This window comes from Mycobacterium sp. (assembly GCF_050701675.1).
Lineage (GTDB): Bacteria > Actinomycetota > Actinomycetes > Mycobacteriales > Mycobacteriaceae > Mycobacterium.
Map to the genome: position 1 here is coordinate 1 of NZ_JBOGDD010000767.1, position 3,005 is coordinate 3,005.

Sequence of the window (3,005 nt, forward strand, 5' to 3'; positions counted from 1 at the left end):
CCTGTTCTCCGATGCGTCCAGTGCACAGCTGGACGGACTGCACGACGTGCCGGGACCGGACGGGCGGTCGGTGCAGCTGGGCGGCATCGCGCAAATCAACCGCGACAGCGTCGATGCGATCACCACCCGTCTGCCGTGGGTGCTCGGCGTCATCGCCATCATCACGTTCGGACTGCTCTTTCTGCTCACCGGCAGTGTGGTGTTGCCGCTGAAAGCCGTTGTCCTGAACGTATTGTCGTTGACGGCGGCGTTCGGCGCCCTGGTGTGGATCTTCCAGGATGGACATCTCAGCGCGTTCGGTACCACCTCGACGGGGACACTGGTCGCGAATCTGCCGGTGTTGTTGTTCTGCATCGCCTTCGGGCTCTCGATGGACTACGAGGTGTTCCTGGTCGCACGCATCCGGGAGTACTGGCTCAAGATCCGGGGGAGCAAGGGTGCCACACCGTCGGGTCCCCTGGCGATGAGAGCCGCCCGGGAAGACAATGACGAGAGCGTGGCGCTCGGCCTGGCTCGCACCGGTCGCGTCATCACCGCGGCGGCACTGGTGATGTCGATCTCGTTCGCGGCGCTGATCGCCGCCGAGGTGTCGTTCATGCGGATGTTCGGCGTCGGCTTGACGCTGGCCGTGCTGGTCGACGCTACGCTGGTGCGGATGGTTCTGGTGCCGGCGTTCATGCACGTCCTCGGTGGGTGGAACTGGTGGGCGCCCAAGCCGTTGGTCCGGCTGCATCGGCGGATCGGGATCAGTGAATCCGGCGCGGACGATGACACGGCCGAACCCGACCGCGCCATGGCCACGTTGAAGTGACTGTTAGGCCGCTCAAACGCCGACGTGCCGCGCGGGGCTCCGGTGAGCACCTGCGCGAGGAGATCCTCGACGCCGCGTCCCATCTGCTGATGAAGACCGGACACGCCAAGGAGGTGTCCATCCGTGCGGTCGCCCAACGCGTCGGGGTCACCCCGCCGTCGATCTATCTGCACTTCACCGACAAGGACGCGCTGCTGGATGCGGTGTGCGCCAGGTACTTCGAGCATCTCGACGAGGTCATGCAACAGGTGGCGCGCGATCAACCGTCGACCATCGACCGACTCCGTGCCCAGGGCCTGGCATACGTCCGCTTCGCCATGCAGAACCCCGAGCTGTACCGCATCGCCACGATGGGGGAGGGCAGGCCGGGCAGCGACGTCGACGTGACGCTGAACAGCTCGGCGTTCGTCCACATGCGCGCGTCCATCGAGTCGCTGATGGTCGACGGCGTCTACCCGCAGGGTGACGCCACCATGGCGGCGATGGAACTCTGGACGGTGGCGCACGGCGTGGCCGCACTGCTCATCTCGCGGCCGTACCTGCCGTTCGGCGACGTCGAGGAGTTCGCCGACCGGGTGTTGAGCTCGGCGTGCTGTGGTCAGATCGTGACCGGCATCATCGGGCTCGACGTTCCTCCGCAGGTGGCCGTCGCACGAATCAAGAAGGGACTTGCAGATGGCTGAGACCGGCACCGGCGGGCAGGAGCGAAGCGACCGGGGAATGGACGGCACCTTGGACAACCCGTTCTTCGCGCGGCTGTGGTCGAGGATGTCGACCCGCGAACCCGAGTCGGTCCTCAGACTGCGACGGGAGAACCTGGCCGGGTTGGCGGGTCGGGTGCTGGAGGTCGGTGTGGGCACCGGCACCAACTTCGCCTTCTACCCCGCGACGGTCACTGAGGTGGTGGCGATCGAGCCCGAACAACGGCTCGCGGTCCTCGCCCGCCGGGCCGCCGAGACGGCATCGGTGCCGGTCACCGTCAGCACCGATACCGTGGAGGACTACGCCGCGGGTGAGCCGTTCGACGCGGTGGTCTGCTCATTGGTGCTGTGTTCGGTCGGTGATCCCGATGGCGTTCTGCGGCAACTGTTCTCGATGCTGCGGCCGGGCGGCGAGCTCCGCTATCTCGAACACGTCGCAAGCACGGGGATGCGGGCTCCGATCCAGAAGCTGGCCGACGCGACCGTGTGGCCCCGACTGCTGGGCAACTGCCATACCCACCGCGACACCGAGCGCTCCATCGGCGACGCCGGCTTCCAGGTGCGCGACGCCCGGCGCGAGTGGGTGCTGCCTGCGTGGGTGCCGCTGCCCGTCTCGGAGACCGCGATCGGTCGGGCGGTCAGGCCGGCTTAGCCGAGAAGTGCGGGGAGGCGCTGTAGGAGGCCCGGCAATGCGGTGGCGGACCTCTCGCGCAGCGAAATGGTGGCGCTGCCCGACAGAGGAGTCTCCTCGGGATTGACCTCGATCACGGGGACGCCCTCGGCCAGCGCCAGCTCGGGCAGACCCGCGGCCGGGTAGACGATCGCGGACGTGCCGACCACGATGGCGACGTCGGCGGAGCTGACCGCCTGCACCGAACGGTCCCATGCCTCGGTCGGCAGTTGCTCGCCGAACCACACCACGTCGGGCCGGATCAGGCCGCCGCACCCACAGACCGGTGGCTCGACGGCCTCGACGGGCTTCGGCATATCGGGCAGCGCGCCGTGGTACGCGGACCCGCAACGGTCACATCGGAAGCTGAACAGGCTTCCGTGCAGGTGATGAACCCTGGTGCTGCCTGCGCGCTCGTGCAAGTCGTCGACGTTCTGGGTGACGACGTCCACTTCGGCGCCGTCCTGCCACGCCGCCACAGCGCGGTGGCCGTCGTTCGGCTCGACGGCCTTCATCATGTAGTGGCGCCACAGATACCAGGCCCAGACCTTCTCCGGGTGTCGTCGCCAGCCATCGGCGCTGGAGATCTCATACGGGTCGACCTTCGCCCAAAGACCCGTCTCGACGTCGCGGAACGTCGGCACACCGCTCTCCGCGGACATCCCCGCACCGCTGAGCACCGCCACTCGCACGCCACCAAACTAGCCGCCTTTTTGTGATACTGGGCGCGTGGCCGATTTGGGGGAGTGGGTTCGCGTCGACCCGGACGGCGCAAGGCCGTTGTTCGATCAGTTGCGCACTCAGATCATCGACGGTGTTCGGA

4 protein-coding genes and 1 pseudogene are annotated in these 3,005 nt (G+C 67.4%); 4 read left to right on the forward strand and 1 reads right to left on the reverse strand.

Features of this window, described 5'->3' with window-relative positions; genetic code table 11:
- From ACRDUX_RS23460 to ACRDUX_RS23470, 3 genes are all read left to right on the forward strand, one after another.
- On the forward strand, positions 1–811 hold an 811-nt coding region (locus tag ACRDUX_RS23460; RefSeq protein ID WP_526417015.1), incomplete at its 5' end, for an MMPL family transporter.
- A complete protein-coding gene (locus ACRDUX_RS23465; RefSeq protein ID WP_526417017.1) occupies positions 808–1,494 on the forward strand; it encodes a TetR/AcrR family transcriptional regulator in 687 nt (228 codons plus the stop codon). The genes ACRDUX_RS23460 and ACRDUX_RS23465, both read left to right, overlap by 4 nt.
- Before the next feature lie 37 nt (positions 1,495–1,531).
- Positions 1,532–2,164, forward strand: coding sequence for a class I SAM-dependent methyltransferase (locus ACRDUX_RS23470; protein WP_526417021.1), 633 nt, complete (start codon positions 1,532–1,534; stop codon positions 2,162–2,164).
- Here the strand turns inward: ACRDUX_RS23470 and ACRDUX_RS23475 are convergent.
- Entirely contained in the window at positions 2,161–2,874 is a 714-nt protein-coding gene (locus ACRDUX_RS23475) for an SIR2 family NAD-dependent protein deacylase (protein ID WP_526417019.1), read from the reverse strand. The genes ACRDUX_RS23470 and ACRDUX_RS23475 overlap by 4 nt on opposite strands.
- A 37-nt stretch (positions 2,875–2,911) precedes the next feature.
- Between ACRDUX_RS23475 and ACRDUX_RS23480 the strand changes: the two are divergent.
- A pseudogene (locus tag ACRDUX_RS23480) lies at positions 2,912–3,005 on the forward strand (GntR family transcriptional regulator); the annotation flags it as partial.

What these genes read in the sequence shown, in the direction of transcription:
- ACRDUX_RS23470 (WP_526417021.1), top strand. Translation starts at nt 1,532, where the DNA reads ATGGACGGCACCTTGGACAACCCGTTCTTCGCGCGGCTGTGGTCGAGG.